Source organism: Rhodococcus sp. NPDC003318, assembly GCF_042879035.1.
Classification (GTDB): domain Bacteria; phylum Actinomycetota; class Actinomycetes; order Mycobacteriales; family Mycobacteriaceae; genus Rhodococcus_G.
Genome location: NZ_JBIAOU010000008.1, coordinates 152,378 through 174,175 on the forward strand (window position 1 = coordinate 152,378; position 21,798 = coordinate 174,175).

At 69.1% G+C, this 21,798-nt stretch carries 19 protein-coding genes and 1 pseudogene; 3 read left to right on the forward strand and 17 right to left on the reverse strand.

Annotated elements, in window-relative coordinates:
- Window positions 1-30: 30 nt before the first annotated feature.
- A complete protein-coding gene (aroA, locus tag ACFYVR_RS15400; RefSeq protein ID WP_387474481.1) occupies window positions 31-1,332 on the forward strand; it encodes a 3-phosphoshikimate 1-carboxyvinyltransferase in 1,302 nt (433 codons plus the stop codon).
- Between the two features lie 101 nt (window positions 1,333-1,433).
- Window positions 1,434-2,345 (forward strand): ribosome small subunit-dependent GTPase A, encoded by a 912-nt coding sequence (gene rsgA / locus ACFYVR_RS15405; protein WP_387474482.1) that lies wholly within the window; start codon window positions 1,434-1,436, stop codon window positions 2,343-2,345.
- Window positions 2,346-2,683: 338 nt separating this feature from the next.
- Here the strand turns inward: rsgA and ACFYVR_RS15410 are convergent, their stop codons facing one another.
- The 6 genes from ACFYVR_RS15410 to ACFYVR_RS15435 all read right to left on the reverse strand — a co-directional run bounded on the left by ACFYVR_RS15410 (window position 2,684) and on the right by ACFYVR_RS15435 (window position 8,864).
- The gene (locus ACFYVR_RS15410; RefSeq protein WP_387474483.1) at window positions 2,684-3,925 is read right to left on the reverse strand and encodes a fatty acid desaturase family protein; all 1,242 of its coding nucleotides are present in this window, start codon (window positions 3,923-3,925) and stop codon (window positions 2,684-2,686) included.
- A gap of 90 nt (window positions 3,926-4,015) precedes the next feature.
- Window positions 4,016-5,233, reverse strand: a complete 1,218-nt coding sequence (locus ACFYVR_RS15415) for a fatty acid desaturase family protein (RefSeq protein ID WP_387474484.1) — start codon at window positions 5,231-5,233, stop codon at window positions 4,016-4,018.
- Window positions 5,234-5,241: 8 nt separating this feature from the next.
- Window positions 5,242-6,357: a ferredoxin reductase gene (locus tag ACFYVR_RS15420; RefSeq protein WP_387474486.1), complete on the reverse strand. Its 1,116-nt coding sequence runs from the start codon at window positions 6,355-6,357 to the stop codon at window positions 5,242-5,244.
- A gap of 93 nt (window positions 6,358-6,450) precedes the next feature.
- The gene (locus tag ACFYVR_RS15425) at window positions 6,451-6,984 is read right to left on the reverse strand and encodes a DUF6912 family protein (protein ID WP_387474487.1); all 534 of its coding nucleotides are present in this window, start codon (window positions 6,982-6,984) and stop codon (window positions 6,451-6,453) included.
- Window positions 6,985-6,993: 9 nt separating this feature from the next.
- Window positions 6,994-8,427 (reverse strand): wax ester/triacylglycerol synthase family O-acyltransferase, encoded by a 1,434-nt coding sequence (locus tag ACFYVR_RS15430; protein WP_387474489.1) that lies wholly within the window; start codon window positions 8,425-8,427, stop codon window positions 6,994-6,996.
- Window positions 8,424-8,864 (reverse strand): HAD-IA family hydrolase, encoded by a 441-nt coding sequence (locus ACFYVR_RS15435; RefSeq protein WP_387474491.1) that lies wholly within the window; start codon window positions 8,862-8,864, stop codon window positions 8,424-8,426. The genes ACFYVR_RS15430 and ACFYVR_RS15435 overlap by 4 nt, the downstream gene beginning before the upstream one ends.
- Window positions 8,865-9,042: 178 nt before the next feature.
- Between ACFYVR_RS15435 and ACFYVR_RS15440 the strand changes: the two genes are divergently transcribed.
- A complete protein-coding gene (locus ACFYVR_RS15440) occupies window positions 9,043-9,579 on the forward strand; it encodes an Rv3235 family protein (RefSeq protein WP_387474493.1) in 537 nt (178 codons plus the stop codon).
- Between the two features lie 14 nt (window positions 9,580-9,593).
- On the opposite strand, the gene secA is transcribed toward ACFYVR_RS15440, so the two are convergent.
- From secA to ACFYVR_RS15495, 11 genes and pseudogenes are all read right to left on the reverse strand, one after another.
- The gene (secA, locus tag ACFYVR_RS15445; RefSeq protein ID WP_387474495.1) at window positions 9,594-12,491 is read right to left on the reverse strand and encodes a preprotein translocase subunit SecA; all 2,898 of its coding nucleotides are present in this window, start codon (window positions 12,489-12,491) and stop codon (window positions 9,594-9,596) included.
- Window positions 12,492-12,684: 193 nt separating this feature from the next.
- A complete protein-coding gene (gene hpf / locus ACFYVR_RS15450) occupies window positions 12,685-13,353 on the reverse strand; it encodes a ribosome hibernation-promoting factor, HPF/YfiA family (protein WP_387474497.1) in 669 nt (222 codons plus the stop codon).
- Between the two features lie 173 nt (window positions 13,354-13,526).
- A complete protein-coding gene (locus ACFYVR_RS15455; RefSeq protein WP_387474499.1) occupies window positions 13,527-14,186 on the reverse strand; it encodes a ComF family protein in 660 nt (219 codons plus the stop codon).
- Window positions 14,187-14,231: 45 nt separating this feature from the next.
- Window positions 14,232-15,995, reverse strand: a complete 1,764-nt coding sequence (gene lpqB / locus ACFYVR_RS15460; RefSeq protein ID WP_387474501.1) for an MtrAB system accessory lipoprotein LpqB — start codon at window positions 15,993-15,995, stop codon at window positions 14,232-14,234.
- A 112-nt stretch (window positions 15,996-16,107) separates the two neighbouring features.
- A pseudogene (gene mtrB, locus ACFYVR_RS15465) lies at window positions 16,108-17,718 on the reverse strand (MtrAB system histidine kinase MtrB); the annotation flags it as partial.
- A 14-nt stretch (window positions 17,719-17,732) separates the two neighbouring features.
- Window positions 17,733-18,410: an MtrAB system response regulator MtrA gene (mtrA, locus tag ACFYVR_RS15470; protein WP_387474503.1), complete on the reverse strand. Its 678-nt coding sequence runs from the start codon at window positions 18,408-18,410 to the stop codon at window positions 17,733-17,735.
- Between the two features lie 97 nt (window positions 18,411-18,507).
- Window positions 18,508-19,149 (reverse strand): dTMP kinase, encoded by a 642-nt coding sequence (locus ACFYVR_RS15475; RefSeq protein ID WP_387474505.1) that lies wholly within the window; start codon window positions 19,147-19,149, stop codon window positions 18,508-18,510.
- Between the two features lie 85 nt (window positions 19,150-19,234).
- The gene (ahcY, locus tag ACFYVR_RS15480) at window positions 19,235-20,713 is read right to left on the reverse strand and encodes an adenosylhomocysteinase (protein ID WP_387474507.1); all 1,479 of its coding nucleotides are present in this window, start codon (window positions 20,711-20,713) and stop codon (window positions 19,235-19,237) included.
- 52 nt (window positions 20,714-20,765) lie between these two features.
- Window positions 20,766-21,401, reverse strand: a complete 636-nt coding sequence (locus ACFYVR_RS15485) for a TetR family transcriptional regulator (protein ID WP_387474509.1) — start codon at window positions 21,399-21,401, stop codon at window positions 20,766-20,768.
- Between the two features lie 58 nt (window positions 21,402-21,459).
- The gene (locus tag ACFYVR_RS15490; RefSeq protein ID WP_387474511.1) at window positions 21,460-21,633 is read right to left on the reverse strand and encodes a rubredoxin; all 174 of its coding nucleotides are present in this window, start codon (window positions 21,631-21,633) and stop codon (window positions 21,460-21,462) included.
- On the reverse strand, window positions 21,630-21,797 hold the full coding sequence (locus ACFYVR_RS15495; protein WP_387474513.1) for a rubredoxin: 168 nt from the start codon (window positions 21,795-21,797) through the stop codon (window positions 21,630-21,632). Before ACFYVR_RS15495 ends, ACFYVR_RS15490 begins: the two co-directional genes overlap by 4 nt.
- Between the last annotated feature and the right edge of the window lies 1 nt (window position 21,798).

Below are 21,798 nucleotides of genomic sequence, written 5' to 3' on the forward strand. Positions count from 1 at the left end.
CTGCACCGGAACCGACGGCGATGCGGGAAGATGGTGCACGTGAGTCTGTGGAGAGCGCCCCTCGCCGAATCGCCCGTGCACGCGACGGTCACCCTGCCCGGGTCGAAGTCCATCACCAATCGGGCCCTGATTCTCGCGGCGCTCGCGGACGGACCCTCCACGATCACCGGCGCGCTGCGCAGCCGCGACACCGACCTGATGATCGACGGCCTGCGCGGGCTCGGCGTCCGGATCGACGAGGTCGACGGCACACCGACGACCCTGCGCGTCACCCCCGGGCCGCTGCACGGCGCAGCGGTCGACTGCGGCCTCGCCGGCACGGTCATGCGGTTCCTGCCGTCGGCGGCCGCGCTGGCCGCGGGCACCGTCTCGTTCGACGGTGACGAGCAGGCACGCACCCGGCCGCTCGCCACCATCCTCGACGCACTGCGCCGCCTCGGGGTGACCGTCGACGGCGACGGTCTCCCGTTCACCGTGACGGGACGCGGAGCGGTGCCCGGCGGCGACGTCACGATCGACGCGTCCGGGTCGTCGCAGTTCGTGTCCGGTCTCCTGCTCTCCGCGCCCCGCTTCGACGCGGGCGTCACCGTTCGCCACTCCGGCGGGTCGCTGCCGTCGATGCCGCACATCGACATGACGGTCGAGATGCTGCGCACCGCCGGGGTGACCGTCCTGACACCCCGCGACGGCGGCACGGCGGACACCTGGACGGTGTTGCCCGGCACGGTGAGTGCCGTGGACTGGGTGGTCGAGCCGGACCTGTCGAATGCGACCGCGTTCCTCGCGGCCGCCGCCGTCACCGGCGGCACCGTGCGGGTGCCGCTGTGGCCGTCGCGCACGACGCAGCCGGGCGACGCCATCCGCGACATCCTCACCGACATGGGCGCGCAGGTCCGTCTCGAGAACGGCACACTCGCCGTGACGGGCCCGGAGTCGTTGCGCGGCATCGACATCGACCTCCACGACATCGGCGAGCTGACCCCGACGGTCGCGGCCCTCGCGGCCCTCGCCGACGGCCCGTCCGTCCTGCGCGGCATCGCACATCTCCGAGGCCACGAGACGGATCGCCTCGCCGCGCTGGCCACCGAGATCAACAAACTCGGCGGCGCCGTCAGCGAGACCGAGGACGGCCTCCGCATCGAACCTCGCGACCTGCACGGCGGCAGCTGGCACTCGTACGCGGACCACCGCATGGCCACCGCCGGTGCGATCGTCGGGCTGGTCGTCGACGGCGTCGACATCGAGGACGTCGAGACCACGGCGAAGACCCTCCCCGGATTCGAAAAGCTCTGGGAGACAATGCTCAACCGCCCGATCGAGGCCCACTCCTGAACGCCCGCCGGTACGACGAGTCCGACGTCCGGATCCGTCCGGGCAAGGGCTCGCGGCCGCGCACCAAGACCCGGCCCGAGCACAAGGCCGCGGAGACCGCGATGGTGGTCTCGGTGGACCGCGGGCGGTGGGGGTGCGTACTGGGCGGCGACCCGGACCGCCTGGTGGTGGCAATGCGGGCACGCGAACTCGGGCGGACACCGATCGTCGTCGGCGATCGGGTCGGCGTGGTCGGCGACCTCTCCGGCCGAGTGGACACCCTCGCCCGCATCGTCCGCGTCGAGGACCGCACGACGGTGTTGCGCCGCACCGCGGACGACACCGACCCGTACGAACGCGTGGTCGTCGCCAACGCGTCACAGCTGCTGATCGTGGTCGCGCTGGCCGACCCTCCCCCGCGCACCGGATTCGTCGAGCGGGCTCTGGTCGCAGCGTACGTCGGCGGACTGGAGCCGATCCTGTGCCTGACGAAGGGGGATCTCGCCGATCACCGCGAGTTCGCCGCCGCGTTCGAGGACCTCGACGTGCCGGTGGTGCTGGCCGGCACCGCCGAGCCACTCGACGCGCTGCGGCACACCCTGGCAGGCACGGTCACCGCACTGATCGGACACTCCGGCGTCGGCAAGTCGACCCTCGTCAATCGTCTTGTGCCCTATGCGGATCGGGCCACCGGCGTGGTCTCCGGCGTGGGCAAGGGCAGACACACCTCCACGCAGTCGGTCGCGCTACCGCTGCCGGCCCTGGCCGATGAAGCACCCGACCCCGCGCGTGGCTGGGTCGTCGACACCCCGGGCATCCGGTCGTTCGGGCTGGCGCACATCTCCCCCGACGACGTGATGGGTGCATTCACCGACCTCGCCGCCGCCATCGAGGACTGCCCGCGCGGCTGCACCCACCTCGGCCCGCCCGCCGACCCCGAATGTGCACTCGACCGACTCGACGGCCAGGCCGCCCGCCGGGCGGGCGCCGTGCGTCAACTCCTGGTCGCGCTGTCGTCCAACGACACCTGGTGACAGATCACGGTTGCACGTCGAGCGTGTGACGGGCGCAACAATCACGCGACACCGGTGTTTACACTGTACGAGCTCACTCTGATTCGAATCAGCTCACAAGGTCACGGCACCGGCGGTCGCCCGCCATCACGATCCGGACGGATCGTCCGCCGTCACGACACAAGGGAGATTTCCAGATGGGTAGCTTCGACGAAGTCCTCGCGGCCGGGTCCTCGATTCTCGGCGACGTCAAGAGCATCATCGCCACCCTCGTCGATCTCGGATCGTCGATCGTCGGCTCCTGAACCGACACGCCGCGTCCTGATGCACCGAGGGCACCCGGACGCGGCGTCGGCGTGTCAACGCCTGACCAGGCGGCGCAGTCCGCGCTTCTTCCTCGACTCGAGGATCGCCGTCCGCAGGCCCCGCGCCCGGCCGGTGGCCGGGTCCACGACGAGGACGGTCTCACGACCGTCCCACTTGCGTTCGGACGCGGTCTCGGGCGCATCGTCGACGGTGTCGACGAGGTACTTGTTCGGCAGCGACAGCTTGGCGATCGTGCGCCACGACTTCGCGTACTGCACCAGGAGCGGCCCCGTGGTGTACGGCAGGTCGTACTTCTCGCACAACTCGCGCACCCGCACCGCGATCTCCGCGTACCGGTTCGACGGCAGGTCGGGGAACAGGTGGTGCTCGATCTGGTAGCTGAGGTTGCCGGTCATGAAGTCCATGCCGCGACCACCGGAGATGTTGGCGCTGCCGAGCATCTGACGCAGGTACCACTGAGCCTGATTCTCGTTCTCGATGTCTTCCTTCGTGAACTTCTCGGCGCCGTCCGGGAAGTGTCCGCAGAAGATGACGGCATTCGTCCACAGGTTGCGGATCACGTTCGCGGTCATGTTCGCGGTCATCGTGGACTTCCACGCCTTGCCGGTCAGCGCCGGGAACAGCACGTAGTCCTTGAGGACCTGCTTGCCGACCTTCTCGCCGACCTCGCGCAGCTTGCGCTTGGTCTCCTCGCGGTCGTCACGACCCTTGGCCACCTTGCCCAGCTCGAGGTGCTGGATCGCGACGCCGTACTGGAACAGCAGTGCCAGCAGGGCGTTGTAGGCGATGTTGCCGTAGTTGAACGGCGACCACCGCTGGTCGCGGGTGACCCGCAGCAGGCCGTATCCCACGTCGTCGTCCATGCCGAGGATGTTCGTGTACTTGTGGTGCAGGTAGTTGTGCGTCTGCTTCCAGTGCGCGGAGGGGTCGGCGTTGTCCCACTCCCAGTTGGCGGAGTGCACCTCGGGGTCGTTCATCCAGTCCCACTGCCCGTGCATCACGTTGTGCCCGAGTTCCATGTTCTCGATGATCTTCGCGACGCCGAGCATGCCGGCCCCGAGCAGCCACAGGGGACGCCGGCGGCTGCCGAACAGCACCGCACGACCACCGATCTCCAGGGACCGCTGCAGGCGGATGGTGTTGCGCACGTACCGGGCGTCGCGTTCTCCGCGCGACTCCTCGACGTCCCGGCGGATCGCGTCCAACTCTCGACCGAGCGTCTCGATGTCGGCCTCGGTGAGGTGTGCGTATTCCTTGATGTCCGATATAGCCATCGAATCTCCCGGACGTAGACTGCGGTTACCGGCCTTACCATACCGTAGGTTACGGCTCCGTAGGTTACGGCCAAGTTCCTGTGAGTAGACTCACAGGCCCCGCAGGCGCCGCAGCGCCGAGCGCAGTCCCACGCGACGTCCCGTCACCGGGTCGACCCGTCCCACCCTCGCCAGGTCGCCACGGAACTTCCGCTCCGACGACGTCTCCGGCGCATCGTCGGCCGTCGCCCGAAGGTATCGGTCCGGCAGGGACAGCTTCAACACCGTCCGCAACGACTGCAGATACTGCCTGGCGAACGGGCCGGTCGTGTAGGGGAGGTCGTACTTGTCGCACAACTCCTGCACCCGCACCGAGACCTCCCGCAGCCGGTTGCTGGGCAGGTCCGGGAACAGATGGTGCTCGATCTGGAAGCTGAGGTTCCCGGTCATGAAGTCGGTGACCCGCCCCCCCGAGATGTTGGCGCTGCCGAGCATCTGCCGCAGGTACCACTGCGGTTTCGTCTCCCGCTTCTGCTCCTCGATCGTGAACTTCTCGGCCCCGTCGGGGAAGTGACCGCAGAAGATCACCGCGTGCGCCCACACGTTGCGGATCACGTTCGCGGCCAGGTTCGCCGTCAGTGTGGTGCGCCACGCCGGGCCGGTCAGCGCCGGGAAGATCACGAAGTCCTTGACCACCTGCCGCGTCGCCTTGCGCGCGAACTCGCGGTCCACCTCGCGGCGGTGCTCCTCCCCCCGCAGTGCTTCGGCTTCCCGGGTGATGTGCCAGTCGTGCAGCGCGATTCCCCACTCGAAGGCCAGCGCGAGAACGACATTCGCGAGCGGCTGCACCAGGTTGACCGGGCGCCACGGCACGTCCCGGGTGATGCGGATGATCCCGAACTCGACGTCCTCGTCCATCCCGACGACGTTCGTGTACGTGTGATGGGAGTAGTTGTGGGCGCGCTTCCACTGCGCCGACGGGCCGGTCTGGTCCCACTCCCACGTCGTCGAGTGGATCTCCGGGTCGTTCATCCAGTCCCACTGGCCGTGCACGATGTTGTGCCCGAGCTCCATGTTCTCGATGATCTTCGCCACGCCGAGCATCGCGGTGCCCGCCAGCCATGTGGGCCGGTACCGGCTGCCGAGCAGGATCAGCCGGCCGCCGAACTCCAACGCCCGCTGCAGCCGGATCACGTTGTGGATGTACCGCGCGTCCCGCGCACCGCGCGAGTCCTCGACGTCCCGCCGGATCCGGTCGAGCTCCCGACCGAGTTCGTCGATGTCGGCGTCGGTCAGGTGGGCGAACTCGGCGATGTCGGTGATGGCCATGACGTGCGCTACAGGTCGATCGTGCAGTCGCCGGCAGCAACGGAGATGCAGGTCTGGACCCGTTCGCCCTCGCCGTGCTCACGGCCCGACCGCAGGTCCCGCACATGCCCCGACACCAGCGGCGCGACGCAGGTCTGGCAGATCCCCATCCGGCAGCCGAACGGCATCTGCACACCGAGATTCTCTCCGGATTCGAGAATGGTTGTGGCGCCGTCGATCTTGGCGGACCGGCCGGACTTGGCGAACGTGACCGTTCCGCCCTGCCCCGACATGTCCGCGCGGGAGATCGTGAAGCGTTCGGTGTGCAGACGATCGGCGATGCCGGCTTCGGCCCACTTCCTCTCGACCTCGTCGAGCATCTCGACCGGACCGCACGCCCAGGTCTGCCGATCCCGCCAGTCCGGGTACAACGCGTCCAGCTCGTCTAGCCGGAACCGGCCACCGGTGCTGGTGTGCCGGACATGCGGGACGAAACTCGGGTGGGAGTCGTGCAACCGGGCCAGTTCGTCGCCGAACATCACGTCCTGCTCGGTGGGGGCCGAGTGCACGTGCACCACGTCGGGGAGCGTGTCCCGGCGCACCATCGACCGCAACATCGCCATGACGGGGGTGATGCCGCTGCCCGCGGTGAGGAACAGGATCTTCTCCGGCGGCGGTTCCGGCAGCAAGAAGTTGCCCTGCGGGGCGGCGAGCCGCACCACGGTGCCCGCCGGGACACCGTTGATCAGGTGACTCGACAGCCGGCCCTCCGGCATCGCCTTGACCGCGATGGTGATCAGCTTGTGGTCCCGACTCGGCGGTGAGGTCAACGAGTACGACCGCCAGTGGAAGCGCCCGTCGACGAGGATCCCGATGCCGATGTACTGACCGGGCTTGTAGTCGAAGTCGAAACCCCATCCCGGCCGGATGACGAGGGTTGCCGAATCGGAGGTCTCCTCGCGGACCTCGACGATCTTGCCGCGCAACTCCCGCGCCGACCACAGCGGATTCGCCAGGTGCAGGAAGTCGTCCGGCAGCAGCGGGGTCGTCACCCTTGTCACCGCGCCGCGCAACATGTTCACACTCGGCCGTCGCGGTGCCGAGACGTCAGCCGCCGGTGCCTCGAGCCACTTCCTCAAACCCATGAAAATTCCGTCCACTCGCCCAGGTTACGGTTCCGTAGGTTACCCGTCGGGCGGCCAACCTGTCACGCAGTCTCCACGGTACCCGTCCGGGCGTCAGAGAAGCTCGAGCAGAAAGGGCAGTTCCTGGGTGGCGTACCAGGCCAGCTCGTGGTCCTCGGCGTCGCCGAGCACGAACTCCGCGTCCGCATCGCCCAGATCCGCGTCGTCCACGACCGCGGACGCCCGTTCGATCGCGCGCTCAGCCTCCGACAGGTCCACGTGCACCGACGCCACCGACGCCAGCGTCAGCGGCGCACCCAGCCGGACGACGGCGTCGTCCAGGTCCGGCCGCAGCGTCACGTCGTCGACGTCGGCGGCGATCACCGCCCGCCGGAACACCACACCCTCACGCGCACCGGACGACGAGTCACCCGTCTCGGCGTCACCGGTCTCGGCGGCGATCAGCCGCAACGACGCGCGCGCCGCCTCCGCCATGGCCACCTCGGCCAGCTCGTCGTCGTCGCCGGCCGCATAGGACTCGCGCAGCGTCGGTGTCACCGCGAACGCCGTCCGGCTGACCGGCACGAGCTCCTCCTCGGCCACCAACCGCTGCAGCATCGCGATCGTCGCGGGCACGTAGACCCTCATGCATTCCCCTTACCGGCAGGCTTCCACCAACTCGTCCAGTGCTTCGTACAGCAACGCGGTGATCACATCGACGTCCGACATCGCGTCCCTGTCACCGTTCAAACCGTAGTAGACGTGGCCGTCGTACGACGTCAGGCCGATGCTCAGGGCCTGATTCCGGATCAGCGGTGACACCGGGTACGTCTCGAGCAGGTGGGCGCCGCCGAGGCACAAGCCCGCCTGCGGCCCCGGCGCGTTCGTGATCATCACGTTGAACATGCGCTGCGACAGACCGCTCGCCATCCGCAGGCCCATCGCGTGCAGGGTCGCCGGTGCCGTCCCCGAGACCCGCACCAGCGTCTGCGCGGTCATCGTTCGGTTCTGCCGGGTGTGCGCCTCCGTCGCGTGCGCGATGTGCGAGAGCCGGACGATCGGATTCGGTTCTCCCACAGGAAGATCGATCAACAGTGACGATGTGCGACGCTCCTCGTTGCCCGACGCCGTACCCGGCTCGACCGGTCCGTTCACCTGATCCATGCCCGGAGGCCCCTCACCCGGGCGGTGGACCGCGATCGGCACCATCGCGCGGATCGTCGAGAACGCGGTGACCGGCTCCCCCCGCGACAGCAACCAGTTCCGCAGCGCACCGGTCAGGACCGACAGCACCACGTCGTTGACCGAGCAGCCGAACTTCGCCCGGACCGTTCGATAGTCCTCGAGCGACGTCTTCGCCGTCGTGAACCGGCGATTGCGCGAAATGGTGGCGTTCAACGGCGACGCGGGCGCGACCGTGGCCGCGGTCCGCAACAGTGCGGCCACGTTTCCCACCGCGCTCGTCGCGGAGCCGACGATGTCACCGACCAGCATCCGGAGCGTCGCGATCCCCTCCGCGGGACGCGTGATCATCTCCGCGATCGCGCCCGCCACCAGTTCCGCCTCGTGCGGTTCCCGCTCCGGCCGCCACAGTTCCTCGTCGACCTCGCGCGGCTTGCCGCAGGCGTCGAAGATCACCTGGCCGATCTCGAGAGCGCCGAGACCGTCGACCAACGCCGAATGCGACTTGGTGAAGATCGCGATCCGATCGTCGGCCAGCCCCTCGACGAGATACATCTCCCACAACGGGCGGCTGCGGTCCAGTGGCCGCGACGTCAACCGGGCGACCAGATCGTGAAGTTGCTCGTCCGAACCCGGCTTCGGCAGCGCGGACCGGCGCACGTGGTAGGTGATGTCGAAGTCCCTGTCGTCGACCCACACCGGCCGAGCCAGGCCGAACGCGACCTCCCGGACCCGCTGCCGGTATCGCGGCGCCAACGGCAGCCTGCGCTCGACGTGGGTGAGCAGGTCCTCGTAATCCAGCCCACCCTCCGGGGGTCGCAGGATCGCCAGGGACCCCAGGTGCATTGGAGTGCTGCTCGCCTCCAGGAAGTAGAAGGACGCGTCCTGCGTCGTCAACCTCGTGTTCATTCCCCGCTGTCCCCCGTCCCGACGTGCCCGTGACCGAACTCGTGGTCGAACAGTATCCGGAGCTCCGCCACGGTCGTCGCGGTATCCGTGTGGTGGACACCGACCATGCCGACCGCGACGGCACCCCGCACATTGACCGCCAGGTCGTCGACGAACACGCACTGACCCGGATCGAGATCCAGCTGCGCCGCGGCGTGCCGATAGATCCGCGAATCGGGTTTGGCGACACCGACATCCCCGGACAGCACCACCTCGTCGACGAAGCGCCCGTCACCCAGCCTCCGCAGCGGCTCACCGCCGGGGCCGCCGGGGTCGTTGCTGAGCAGGGCCGTACGCACCCCGCGCGACCGCAGTTCCGCGACGTACGCGGTCAGCACCTCCACGTCCGCGCGCGCACCGTCGAGCACACCACCGACGTCCAACAGCAAGCCCCACATGGCGCCAACCATAGGGCGGCCGCCCGCTGTGCGCGACGCAAGGGCGCGGAACCCGTGCGAGCAATCGAGATTCGTGCGATCCTCTGCATCGTCCGGACTCTCCCCGGGCTCGACCACCGCGCGCCCAGCGCACCACCCGACGCCCTGCGCGCCCTCCGGCGCGACGAGGAGAGCCGACATGAGGACCTACCTGACCGCCGCACCGAACGCGGAACCCCCTGCCACCGCAGCGCTTCCACCGCGGTGCCCCCGCCGACCCGACCTGCGCGCTCCGCGCCGCGTCCCCCACGACGCGGTCTCGCCGCGCCACCGGCACGCGACGGCAGCGGTGACCGGACGCCTGGACCCGAACCCGGCACAGCTCTGCGCCGAGGCCCACCGATTCGCCGAGACCGCGCTGCGCCTGACGCTCGAGGTCCTCGACCGGCGACGCCAGCCACCACGGCTGCGCGCGATGCTCGCACCGGCCCCGTTCGACCTCGTCGTCGCACTCAGCCGCCGGGACCTGCCGGGGCGGCGGCTCGGCGTCGCGCGGGTGCGGCGCATTCACGTGTGTCCCGCCGGCGCGGGCAGCGCCGAACTGTTCGGCAGCTACACCCGCGGCGACCGGACCTTCGCGATCGCGGGCCGGCTCGAGAACACGGCAGCGGCCCCGGGCACCGGCGGAACCGGCGCCCGGGGCGGCTGGATGTTCACGTCCCTGCAGATCGGCTGAGTCGCCGCGGCGACTCAGCGCTTGCGCTTGGGCCGGGACGCCTTCCGGCTGTCCCGCTCCGCCTGCCGCCGCTGGCGCCGCGTGCCGGCGGCAGCGGCGGTCTCGCCGCCGTCGCCCGCACCGTCGTCGCTGGTGCGCACGGCCGCCGTCCCGTCCTCGGCGGGACCGGAGAACGTCAGGCGGGTCTCGTCCTTCTCGTCGAGACCCTTCGCCCGCAGCGCGGCGGGGGCGGCGGGGGCGGCGGTGCGCCCGCCCTCGCGCGCCGCCTCCTCGGTCGGCAGCGGGGCGGTCCCACCCGAGGCGGGCGCAACGGCCTGCTGACCGGCGGCGGCGCCGCTGCGCGCGGCGGCGGCCGCGGCCGTCCATCCGGACGGCTGCTGCTGCGCCTGCGCCGGTGCCGCCTCGACCTGGAGGTTGAACAGGAACCCGACGGACTCCTCCTTCAGGCCGTCGAGCATCGCCGTGAACATGTCGTATCCCTCGCGCTGGTACTCCACCAACGGGTCGCGCTGGGCCATCGCACGCAGGCCGATGCCCTCCTTGAGGTAGTCCATCTCGTAGAGGTGCTCGCGCCACTTGCGGTCGAGGACCGACAGCAACACCCGCCGCTCGAGCTCCCGCATGCCGTTCTCGCCCGCAATCGCGTCGATCTGCGCCTCACGGGTGGTGTATGCGGCGCGGACGTCCTCGAGCAGCGCCTCCCGCAGCTCGTCGCGGGACAGGTCGCCCCGCTCGCCGTCCTCGGTCTCGCCGGTCAGCGCCCGGTGCTCGATCCCGACCGGGTACAGCGTCTTGAGCGCCGCCCACAGCTGGTCGAGGTCCCAGTCCTCGACGTAACCCTCGGCCGTGGCGCCGTCGACGTAGGCGGTGACCACGTCGGTGATCATCTTCTCGACCTGGCCCTCCATGTCCTCGCCGGCCAGGATCCGGCGGCGCTCGTCGTAGATGACGGTGCGCTGCTGGTTCATCACCTCGTCGTACTTGAGGACGTTCTTGCGGATCTCGAAGTTCTGCTGCTCGACCTGCGTCTGCGCGCTCTTGATCGCCTTCGAGACCATCTTCGCCTCGATCGGGACGTCGTCGGGGAGGTTGAGTCGGGTCATGATCGACTCGAGCGCCGCGCCGTTGAACCGGCGCATCAACTCGTCGCCCAGCGACAGGTAGAAGCGGGACTCACCGGGGTCGCCCTGCCGGCCGGAACGACCGCGCAGCTGGTTGTCGATCCGCCGGGACTCGTGCCGCTCGGTTCCGAGCACGTACAGGCCGCCGGCGGCGCGCACCTGGTCGGCGTCCGCCTTCACCTGGGCCTGTACCTGGGCGAGGGCGTCGTCCCACGCGGCCTCGTACTCGTCGGGCGTCTCGACCGGGTCCAGGCCCTGCTTGCGCAGCAGGACGTCGGCGATGATGTCCGGGTTGCCGCCCAGGACGACGTCGGTACCGCGTCCGGCCATGTTCGTGGCGACGGTCACCGCGCCGGTCCGGCCGGCCTCCGCGACGATCTGCGCCTCCTTCTCGTGGAACTTGGCGTTGAGGACGTTGTGCGCGATCCCGCGCTTGGTGAACTGCTTCGACAGGTACTCGGACCGCTCGACGCTGGTGGTACCGATCAGGACGGGCTGCCCCTTGGCGTGCCGCTCGGCGACGTCGTCGACGACGGCGTCGAACTTCGCCTCCTCCGTCTTGTAGATCAGGTCGCCCTGGTCGGCGCGGATCATCGGCCTGTTCGTCGGGATCGGGATGACACCGAGGCTGTACGTCTGGTGCAGTTCCGCCGCCTCCGTCTCGGCGGTACCCGTCATACCGGACAGCTTGTCGTAGAGCCGGAAGTAGTTCTGCAGCGTGATGGTCGCGAGGGTCTGGTTCTCGGCCTTGATCTCGACCTTCTCCTTGGCCTCGATCGCCTGGTGCATGCCCTCGTTGTACCGCCGGCCCACCAGGATGCGGCCGGTGAACTCGTCGACGATGATGACCTCGCCGTCGCGGACGATGTAGTCCTTGTCGCGCTGGTAGAGCTCCTTGGCCTTGACCGCGTTGTTGAGGTAGCTGACCAGCGGCGAGTTGGCGGCCTCGTACAGGTTGTCGATTCCGAGCTGGTCCTCGACGAACTCGACGCCCGCCTCGTGCACGCCGACGGTGCGCTTCTTGATGTCGACCTCGTAGTGCACGTCCTTCTTCAGCAGCGGCGCGATCCGCGCGAACTCGCCGTACCACTTGCTCGACGCGTCGGCGGGCCCGGAGATGATCAGCGGGGTGCGGGCCTCGTCGATGAGGATCGAGTCGACCTCGTCGACGATGGCGAAGCTGTGGCCGCGCTGCACCAGGTCGTCGAGGCTGTGCGTCATGTTGTCGCGCAGGTAGTCGAACCCGAACTCGTTGTTGGTGCCGTAGGTGATGTCCGCGGCGTACGCCTCGCGTCGCTGTGCCGGCGTCATGCCGGACAGGATCACGCTGGTCTCGAGGCCGAGGGAGCGGTGCACGCGGCCCATCCACTCGGAGTCGCGCTTGGCCAGGTAGTCGTTGACGGTCACGACGTGCACGCCGTCGCCCGCGATGGCGTTGAGGTAGGCGGGGAGCACACAGGTCAGGGTCTTGCCCTCACCGGTCTTCATCTCCGCGACGTTGCCGAAGTGCAGGGCCGCGCCGCCCATGATCTGCACGAGATAGTGCTTCTGCCCCAGTACCCGCGACGACGCCTCGCGAGCCACCGCGAAGGCCTCCGGCAGCAGGTCGTCGAGCGATTCGCCGTTGCCGTACCGCTCCCGGAACTCGGCGGTCTTGCCGCGCAGCTCCTGGTCGGACAGCGTCTCGTACTCCGGCGAGAGCGAATCGACGTGCTCGGCGATGTGCTTGAGCCGCTTGACCATGCGACCTTCACCAAAACGGAGCAGCTTGGACAGTGACAGCGACGGCACGGGCTTGAACGTCCTCGGGTCTCGGTGGGCAGTGTGTACGCGGTGGACCCCGGCTGCCTTCACAGCAGGATCCGGTCGAGAGGAGCAAACCCCTCGACCGGATCCCATGGTAGGCGTTGCGGCGACCGATCGAGTCGATCGACCGCTCATTCTTGTCTGTTGCTCAGGCTTGTCCGGCGGTTTCGGCCGTCGGTCACGCGAGCCGGATCAGGCCGTAGTCGAAGGCGTGCCTTCGGTACACGACGGAGGGGCGGTCCGTCTCCTTGTCCTGGAAGAGGAAGAAGTCGTGCCCGACGAGCTCCATCTCGTACAGTGCGTCGTCCACGGACATCGGCACCGCGGAGTGCACCTTGGTCCGGACGATCTGTCCCGGACCCTCCGGTTGCTCCGGCTCGAGCGACAGCTCCGGTGAGATGCCGAGCGACTCGTCCTCGGCGAGGACCGCGGTCGCTTCCGCGACGGACACCGGCGTCTTGTCACCGTAGTGCACGCGCCTGCGGTCCTTGGTTCGGCGGAGCCGGCTCTCCAGCTTCGCGGTGACACTCTCGAAGGCGGCGTAGAAACTGTCGGCTGCGGCTTCCGCGCGGACGACGGGGCCCTTGCCCCGCGCGGTGATCTCGACCCGTTGGCAGTTCTTCGCCTGCCGTCGATTTCGTTCGTGTTGGAGTTCGACGTCGAAGTGGTAGATCGTGGGGTCGAATCGCTCGAGTCGAGCGAGCTTCTCGGAAACGTAAACCCGGAAATGGTCCGGGACCTCGACATTGCGGCCCTTCACCACGATTTCGGAGCGTGGGGCATCGGTTTGCCCGGTGGTTTCTGCAGCGTCCTGAACAAAGGCAGTTGCTGTCGAAGGGGTCGTCACGCGTACCTCCCGAATACGGCCGAGTCAATGAGTTGGACTGCGGCGGATGAGCTACGCCGGGAAGGGGACCGCCCGGCGTCAGGATCGGAACTATCACCTCCCACCTGTTCGTCGGTTGTGGTGGCGACGCTAGTACGAGTTCGGGCCAAGTGCCAGTATTGACCTCGATTGATTCATGCGGTCGTGATCACAAGGATCGCGTCGACGCGCACCCCCGCCGCCGCGAGCGCCCGAACCGACTCGGCGGCGGTCGCCCCGGTGGTCAGCACGTCGTCGGTCAGCACCACGCAATCCGACGGACCGGTGGCCCGCGTCGGCGCCACCCGAATCCGGCCGGTGAGGTTCGCCACCCGTTCGCGAGCCGAAAGACCGACCGAATCCTTCACTCCCGCAGAGAATTTCAGAATCGGCGCGACCCGAACCGGTTCCCTGTCCAGCGCCGAGGCGGCACGGCGCGCCGTCGCCAGCACCGGATCGCCACCACGAGCGCGTGCCGCACGAGGCCGCGTCGGCGCGGGCACCAGGGTCAAGCGGGCCAGCTCCGGTGGGTCGATCTCACCGGCCTCCCGAAGCGCGCGGAGCGCGTCGGCGAGCGCAGTTCCGAGCGGACGGGTCAGGTCGCGCCGGCCCCGTTCCTTCGCCGCGACGACGGCCTCGCGCCGCGGTCCGGCGTGAGTTCCCAACGCCCACACCGGCGGTCCCGGATCCACCCGCGGCGCAACCGCGATCGGCTCCCCTGCCAGCTGCTCGGCGCAGCGCGGGCACCACAGGGTGCCGACCGCACGACAGCCCCCGCACTCGCGGGGCAGGACCAGATCGAGGAGGGTGCGCATGGCGGCAGTGTGCACCGCCGTACCGACACACTCGACGCACGTGCCCTACCCCGGCAGCACCGGGATCGCCTTGACCCCGGTCAGTCCGGGAACCTCCCGCCAGTACCGGTCGCCGAGGGGGTCGTTGCCGTTGAGTTGGAACACCGCACGGGAATCGGCGACGAATGTCATCGTCGGCGACGCGTCGACCGACACCACGGGGGGCGTCAGGTTGCGACTCGGCAGCGCGTCCATCCGCGAACCGTCCACCGAGACGGTCACCACCGGGATGTCGGAGGCCGCGCGCGAGACGACGATCGCGTCGCCGGTCGACCAGTCCAACCCGACCGCCGGGCTGCCCAGCCCGACCGCGACCGGCAACGCACCCACCAATCGGTAGGTGCCGTCGTCACGGCTCTGGACCGTCGTCACGTACACCTTGCCGTCGATGATGGCCGCGGCCCGCACGCCGTCGCGGGAGAGCCGGAACTCGGTGATGTTCGTTCCGAGACCGGCGATCTCGGCGGTGTCGACGGGCTGGGCGACCAACTCCCCGGACGGCGCACGCGCGGCCCGGACGACCTTCGAACCGTCGACGACCGTCCACACCGCGGAATCGTCGAACGCCCACGTGGGCCTCGTCAGTGTCCCGCCCTCGACCACCGACGTCGCGAGTCCCTCGACGGGGCCGACCATCAGGCTCGCGACCTGATCCGACTGACCCGGCCGCTGGGTGGTCGCCACGCCGGCCGCGAGGCTGCCGTCCCGCGACAGCGCGATCGACCGCAGGCCGGGGCCCGATCCGAAGTACCCGGGCAACGCGGTGATCTGGTCGTCGGTCACCCGGACGAGCGCGCCGTCCCGCAGTGCGTGCAGACCGACCTCGTTCTCCGCCGACACGGCCGGATTCGTCGAGGACACGTCGGCGGTGGTCCACCCGTTCACATACCGGTCGTCGAGCGGTTTGCCGTCGCCCATCAGCACGTAGGGGCCGGGGATGTCGGCGTTCGCGAGCGTCCAGACGATCTGTGCCGCCATCCGGTCCCGGCTGACCACGTCGAGCGTGCCGGTGCCGCTGAATTCGATGCGCAGCCCTCCGAAACCGATGCCGACGCCGACACTGCGGCCGTCGGCCTTCGTGATCGGTTCATCGAGCGTGACGTCGGCCAACTGGTTGGACACCGCCGACGCGAGCGCGGGCTTCGGGCCCGCGACGAGCATCCGCATCAGGGTCTCGGCCATGTCCTGCGGCGGAGCCGCGATCCACCGCAGGTCCGGGACGGTGGTGGTGCCGGTCGGGTCGAGGAAGTACAGCGCCTTGCGCTGGTAGGTCCGCAGGAACTGGGGTCGGTCGAGGAGAACACCCGGCGGCAGTTCGTCGATCCGCCACTCGCCGCCGCTCCGCACCAGTTCCACGGTCTCCTCGAACGTGCCCTCGACCGCGCGGTACACACCACCGGCATCGAGCTCGCCGACGCGGTTGGCCCGGATCGTGTAGCTCGCGGTGTCGCCGGACCGGGACTCCGGGAGCACGTCGACCTTGTCGACGATCGACGTGCTCGCCGAGTCGTCCCAGGTGGCGTTCTCGTCCGCGGTCAGGAACTGCCGTGCCGCCGCGTGCCGGTCGGTGGGATCGGTGCTCGCGGCGAAGAAGTCCCGCAGCAGCAGATCCGGTTCCCTGCCGGGCGTGGGCTCCGGAACCGCGGAGTTCACCGGCTCGCGTTCGATGGTGCCGATCGCCTGTGGTGTCGACGAGGACGGCACGCTCGCACAGCCGCCGATCAGCAGCGCGACCACCGCGAGCGCCCCCGCCACCGCACCCCGGTTCACGGACGACGCTCCCGCAGCACGGGGACGCTCGCCGTCTCGTCCGGATCCAGCGGCTCGCTCTTCGTCGACTCCGGCTGTTGCGGAGGCGACGACGTCTCCCCCCGTCCGGTTCCCGGCCCTGGACGCGTTTCGGGTTCGGGGGGCGCAGCGGCAGCGGGCTGTTGGTGACCTTGTGGCCGCGTACCAGAGGCAACGTCAGCCGGAAGCAGGCACCGACCCCCGGTTCGCCCCAGGCGTCGAGTCGGCCGTCGTGCAGGCGTGCGTCCTCCACGCTGATCGCCAGGCCGAGCCCGGTGCCGCCGGAGCGGCGGACCCGCGACGGATCCGATCGCCAGAACCGGTTGAACACCAACTTCTCCTCGCCGGGACGCAAGCCGACGCCGTGGTCGCGGACGATGAACGCCGCGGCGTCGTCGTCGGCCCGCAGCCGCAGCAGCACCGGCTTGCCCTCACCGTGATCGATCGCGTTGGCGAGCAGGTTGCGCAGGATTCGCTCGACCCGCCGCGGGTCGACGGTCGCCAGGACCGGTTCCTCGGGCAGGTCGAGGATCAGTTCGGTGGCCGTCTCACGGGCCAGGTGCCGGATCGTGGACACCGCGGCGCGAGCACTCATCCGCAGGTCCAGCTTCTCGGCCGCGAGCTCGGCGACACCGGCGTCGTGCCTGCTGATCTCGAGCAGGTCGTTCAGCAGGGACTCGAAGCGGTCGAGTTCGGCGACGAGCAGTTCCGAGGACCGGCGCAGCGCCGGATCGAGGTCGGCGCTGCCGTCGTGGATCAGGTCGGCGGCCATCCGGACGGTGGTCAGCGGCGTTCGCAGCTCGTGGCTGACGTCGGAGGTGAACCGCTTCTGCAGGTTGCCGAACTCCTCGAGCTGGGCGATCTGCTTGGACAGCGACTCGGCCATGTCGTTGAACGACATCGCCAGGCGCGCCATGTCGTCCTCGCCGCGCACCGGCATCCGTTCCCGCAACTTGCCCTCGGCGAACCGTTCCGCGATCCGCGACGCGGAGCGGATCGGCAGGACGACCTGACGCGCGACGATCAGCGAGATCGCCGCGAGCAGCACCAGCAGCACCGCGCCGCCGATCAGCAGGGTGCTCCGCATCAGCGAGAGGCTGCGGTCCTCACCGGCCAGCGGGAACACCAGGTACAGCTCGAGGTTCGGGATGTCCGTGACCACGGGGCTGCCCACGATCAGCGCCGGACCCGAGTAGCCGTCGGGATCGTTCACGGTGGAGAACTGGTAGCTGATCTGTCCGTTGTGCACGAATTCGCGCAGGTTCCGAGGAATCTGGTCGGACGGGCCCGCCACCGGCTCCTCGGCCGAGTCCTCGGCGCGGGCGATCAGCACGGGATCGAAGGTGCCTGCCGCACCCGACGCGGGTCCGACTTCGGAATTGCGGTTGGTCAGCGAGGCGCGCGCACCCTCGAGCCGCGTGCTGACGGCGGCCGCGTCGTCGGTCCCGGCGAGCTCGCTCTGCACCGTGCCCCGGGCGCGATCGATCTCCTCGGTGGCCGCCGCGATCTTCGCCTCGAGGAGGCGGTCGGTGATCTGACTGGTCAGCACCACACCGAGGATCGTGATGACCACCAAGGACAGGGACAGGGTCGAGACGACGACCCGGAGCTGCAACGACCGACGCCACAGGTGTGTGAGGTAGCGGCTCAGGTCACGGAACCGCCGTATCACCGGCGTGAACGTGCCGTTGATACGGCGCCGCATGCGGGTGGAACGGATCACGGCGGTCCGGCCTTGTAGCCGACCCCCCTGACCGTGAGCACCACCTGCGGATTCTCCGGATCTGTTTCGACCTTCGCGCGCAGTCGCTGCACGTGCACGTTCACCAGCCGGGTGTCGGCGGCATGGCGGTATCCCCACACCTGCTCGAGCAGGACCTCACGGGTGAACACCTGGCGCGGCTTCCGGGCGAGCGCGACCAACAGGTCGAACTCGAGCGGTGTGAGCGAGATGAGCTGCCCGTCCCTGGTGACCTTGTGCGCGGGTACGTCGATGACGATGTCCGCGATCGACAGCAACTCCGCCGGTTCCTCCTCGGTCCGGCGCAACCGGGCACGGACCCGGGCGACGAGTTCCTTCGGCTTGAACGGCTTCATCACGTAGTCGTCGGCACCGGACTCGAGCCCGAGCACCACGTCGACGGTGTCGGTCTTCGCGGTCAGCATCACGATCGGCACCCCGGAATCGGCGCGGAGCACACGGCACACGTCGATGCCGTTCATCCCCGGCAGCATCAGGTCGAGCAGCACCAGGTCCGGGCGGATCTCCCGCACCGCGGAGAGCGCCTGGGTTCCGTCCCCGACCACGAAGGGCTCGAATCCCTCCCCTCGCAGCACGATGGTGAGCATCTCGGCAAGTGCCGTGTCGTCGTCGACAACCAGAATGCGTGGCTTCATGTCCCTATCGTGTCATCCCTCCACCCCGAAAACCGGCGCAAACGCCGCTCCGGTGGCGTGTCGTGCGTTCACCGCGCGTGAACTGCGTGGTGCACGCTCACAACCACTGTGCCAGATCCGCGGCGAGGGCGGCCGGATCGATGTCGGGGGCGAGCACTCGCCAGGTCGAGACCCAGTTCGCGGCGGCCAGTTCCCGGTACACCTGCCCGGTGCGGGTCTGCAGGTCGCCGTCGCGCTCGTAGGCGTCGAGTTCACGGGTCGCGTCCTGCGCCTCCCGCGCGCGGGCCCGGGACCGGGCGAGTTCGACCGGGACGTCGAGCAACAGCTGCAGGGTCGGCCGCGGCAGGCCGAGCCGCCCGAACTCGAGGTCGTGGACCCACCGCACGTAGTCACCGTCGGCGCCCTGACGCAACCGCGCGGCGCCGTAGGCGGCGTTCGAGGCCACGTAGCGATCGAGCAGAACGATGTCGTTGTCGCCCAACAGGTTGTGCAACTCGTCGGCGAATCCGCCCCGGTCGAGCGCGAACATCAGGCCCATCCCGTGCACCGACTGCGCGAGGTCGCCGTGACCGCCCCTGAGCGCCTCGGCGGCGAGATCCGCGTGCACGGACTCGCCGTACCGCGGGAACGCTCGGACGGCGACCTTCAGATCCGCCGCCTCCAGGTGTGCCACCACCTTGTCGACGAGGGTGCGTTTGCCTGCGCCGTCCAGGCCTTCGAGTGCGATGAGTATGCCCACGACGGGCCAGCCTAGAGGCGCTGCGCGCCCGTGAGCACTTCCGGACCCCCACGGGACCGACAGGACTCACGGGCGGCGGAGCCGCTCAGTACCGGTAGTGCTCCGGCTTGTAGGGACCCTCGACATCCACACCGATGTACTCGGCCTGGTCCTTGGTCAGCTTGGTGATCGAGCCGCCGAGCGCCTCGACGTGGATCCGCGCGACCTTCTCGTCGAGGTGCTTGGGCAGCCGGTACACCTCGTTGTCGTACTCGTCGGGCTTGGTCCACAGCTCGATCTGGGCGATGACCTGGTTCGAGAAGCTGTTGCTCATCACGAACGACGGGTGCCCGGTGGCGTTGCCGAGGTTGAGCAGCCGGCCCTCGGACAGCACGATGATCGACTTGCCCGACTCGAAGGTCCACTGGTCGACCTGCGGCTTGATGTTCAGGCGCGTGGCACCGGAACGCTCGAGGCCGGCCATGTCGATCTCGTTGTCGAAGTGACCGATGTTGCCGAGGATGGCCTGGTCCTTCATCGACTTCATGTGGTCGAGCCGGATGATGTCCTTGTTGCCGGTCGAGGTGATGACGATGTCGGCGCCCCCGATCGCCTCCTCCACCGTCACGACGTCGAAGCCGTCCATCAGCGCCTGCAGCGCGTTGATCGGGTCGATCTCGGTGACCTGCACCCGCGCACCCTGACCGGCGAGCGACTCCGCGCAGCCCTTGCCGACGTCGCCGTAGCCGCAGATCAGCGCCTTCTTGCCACCGATGAGGACGTCGGTGCCGCGGTTGATGCCGTCGAGCAGCGAGTGCCGGGTGCCGTACTTGTTGTCGAACTTGCTCTTGGTGACCGAGTCGTTGACGTTGATCGCCGGGAACGTCAGTTCACCGGCCGCGGCGACCTGGTACAGACGCAGCACGCCGGTGGTGGTCTCCTCGGTGACACCCTTGACCGACTCCGCGACGGCGGTCCACTTGGACTTGTCGGCCTCGAGGGACCTGCGCAGCAGCGCCAGGAACACCTTGTACTCGTCGGAGTCGTGCTCCTCGTCGGTCGGCGGGACGACGCCGGCCTTCTCGAACTGCGCGCCCTTGAGGACGAGCATCGTGGCGTCGCCGCCGTCGTCGAGGATCATGTTCGCCGGCTCGCCGGGCCAGGTGAGCATCTGCTCGGCCGCCCACCAGTACTCCTCGAGAGTCTCGCCCTTCCAGGCGAAGACCGGGGTGCCCTTGGGCTCCTCGGGCGTGCCGTGCGGGCCGACGACGATCGCGGCCGCCGCGTGATCCTGAGTGGAGAAGATGTTGCACGACGCCCAGCGCACCTCCGCGCCGAGCGAGGTGAGGGTCTCGATCAGCACGGCGGTCTGGATCGTCATGTGCAGCGACCCGGAAATGCGTGCGCCCTTGAGCGGCTGCACCTCGGCGTACTCGCGGCGCAGCGCCATCAGACCCGGCATCTCGTGCTCCGCGAGGCGAATCTCCTTGCGGCCGAACTCGGCGAGCGAGAGATCCGCCACCTTGAAGTCGATACCGTTGCGGCTGTCCGCCACGAGCTTGTTCTCAGACACGCTGGTCGTCATCTGCCTCTCCTGGTTGGCAATATCCCCATAGAGGCTATCGGTACCGGCGGAGCTACGGGTATCGCGTGGTGACCTGCGCAGTCCCGGCGGCGGTGATCGCCTCCACGAAGGGCGAGAACACCCGCGCGAGATCCTCGGCCACATCCCGATCCGATTCCGGCGGCATCGAGACGTAGCTGATGGCCAGGCGTGCGATCCCGCGACCGAGGATCGCGGCGTCCTCGTCCGACGCCTGCACCCAGCTCCGCGTGAAGGTGTCCGCGAGCCGGGTGGCCGCGCGATCGATCAGCGGCGCACTGCCTGTGGTGATCAGCCGGAGCAGATCCGGCTTCACGTCACCGGTCAGCAGCGACTGCACGAGCGGGTCGGCGGCGGCGCGTCGGAAGAAGGTCGTGAAGCCGTCGACGAGCGCCTCCCGCGGCCGCCCGACGTTGGAGTACACGGCGTCGTCCACGGCGCTGACGAACGTGTCGGCGAGCGAGAGCGCGTAGGCCTCGGCGAGACCCTGACGGGACTTGAACTCGTTGTAGACGGTCTGCCTGCTCACCCCCGCCTCGGTCGCGACCTCGGTCATCGTGATGTCGGACCAGTCCTTCCCGGCGAGCAGGTCCCGCATCGCCCCGAGCACCGACTCCCGGAGGAGGGTGCGGGTGGCCTGCTGGTACGGGACTCGGGACGACTGCGCCATGATCGCGAGGGTGGCAGCAGACCGGTGGGCCGTCAACACCGGCCCCGCCGGGGGCGTGTCACGGTCGGGCGACCTCCTCCATGTAGAAGTCCGCCTTCGCCGCGCCGCAGTCCGGGCAGCTCCAGTCGTCGGGGATGTCCTCCCAGCGGGTGCCGGGCGCAATCCCGTCCTCGGGCCAGCCGAGTTCCTCGTCGTACTCGAATCCGCACTGGACACAGCGGTACAGCTTCATGACGCGTTCCTCTCGAAGTCGATCTTCTCGCGTACCCCGCAGTCGGGGCAGCACCAGTCGTCGGGGACGGCACCCCACGGTGTTCCGGCCGGAAACCCCTCCCGCGGAGCACCTTTCGCTTCGTCGTAGACGTAGTCGCACACCGGGCAGACGTAGGCGGCCATC